This is a genomic window from Verrucosispora sp. ts21, from assembly GCF_002879555.1.
Classification (GTDB): Bacteria; Actinomycetota; Actinomycetes; order Mycobacteriales; family Micromonosporaceae; genus Micromonospora; species Micromonospora gifhornensis.
Genome location: NZ_PNOZ01000166.1, coordinates 1 through 1,262, shown reverse-complemented (window position 1 = coordinate 1,262; position 1,262 = coordinate 1). Strand labels below are relative to the sequence as shown.

Genomic DNA, 1,262 nt, shown 5'->3' with positions numbered 1-1,262 from the left:
GTGGGGAGGGTGGGGAGGGTGGGGTTTAGAGGGCTAGGCGGACGGCGGCGGTGAGGACCAGTTGGGCCAGGGCGGTGGGGACGAGGATCAGCCAGCAGAGGCGTTGGAGCTGGTCCTCGCGGAGGCGGGGGTAGGAGACCCGCAGCCAGATGATCACGAAGCTGACAGCGGCGATCTTGAGTAGCGTCCAGAGCCAGCCGAGCTGGGCGTCGGCGAAGGGGCCCTGCCAGCCACCGAGGAACAGCACAGTGGTCAGCGCGGCGATCACCACGATGCCGACGTACTCGGCGAGCAGCAGGAACGCGAACCGTAGGCCGGTGTACTCGGTCATGTAGCCGAAGACCAGTTCCGAGTCGGCCACCGGCATGTCGAACGGTGGCCGGCGGATCTCGGCCAGCCCGGCCAGGAAGAAGACCACCATCGCGGGGGCCTGCCAGATCAGCCACCACGGCTGCCACGCCTCGACGATGCCGGAGAGGCTCAGCGTCCCGGCTGCCATCGCCACCGAGGCGGCGGCCAGCACCAGCGGCAGCTCGTAGCCGAGCAGTTGGGCGGCGCCGCGTACCCCGCCGAGCAGGCTGTACTTGTTGGCCGACGCCCACGCGGACATCAGCACGGCGAGCACGCCGACGCCGACCACCGCGAGCACGAAGAACAGACCGACGTCGAGCGGCTGGCCCACCAGATCGTTCGGGCCCAGCGGGATGACAAGCAGGGCCAGCAGGTACGGCACCAGGGCCACCGCCGGCGCCAGCCGGAACACCGGCCGGTCCGCCGCGCGCGGGGTGACGTCCTCCTTCTGTACGAACTTCACCCCGTCCGCGACGAGCTGCGCCCAGCCATGGAACCCGCCCGCGTACATCGGGCCGAGCCGACCCTGCATGTGTGCCATCACCTTGTGCTCGGCCTGTCCGACAAGCAACGGCAGCACGAGGAAGGCGACCAGCACGCCGCCGATCCGGATCACCAGTTCCAGCCACAGTGGCATCAGGGCGTACCCCCCTCGTCTGGTTGCCCGCCCTCGACGTGGCTCCCCGGCCCGCCAGCTACCGGACCCGCCTCCCGGTCGACGGCCGAACCGGACGCCGGGCCACCACCCGGACCGGACGCCGAGCCACCGGACGCCGGGCCACCACCCGGACCGGAAGCTGTGCCAGCACCCGGACCGGAAGCCGGGCCGCCGGACGCCGGGCTGTCGCCCGCCGGAGCGGGAGCGTCGGGGGGTGCGGGGGCCGGGGCACCGGGGGTGGGAGGGGTACGGG

Annotated in this window: 1 protein-coding gene; it reads right to left on the bottom strand. The window is 72.0% G+C overall.

The features are described from left to right. Positions 1 to 25: 25 nt before the first annotated feature. Positions 26 to 988, bottom strand: a complete 963-nt coding sequence (locus tag C1A38_RS30370; RefSeq protein ID WP_013735991.1) for a complex I subunit 1/NuoH family protein — start codon at positions 986 to 988, stop codon at positions 26 to 28. Between the last annotated feature and the right edge of the window lie 274 nt (positions 989 to 1,262).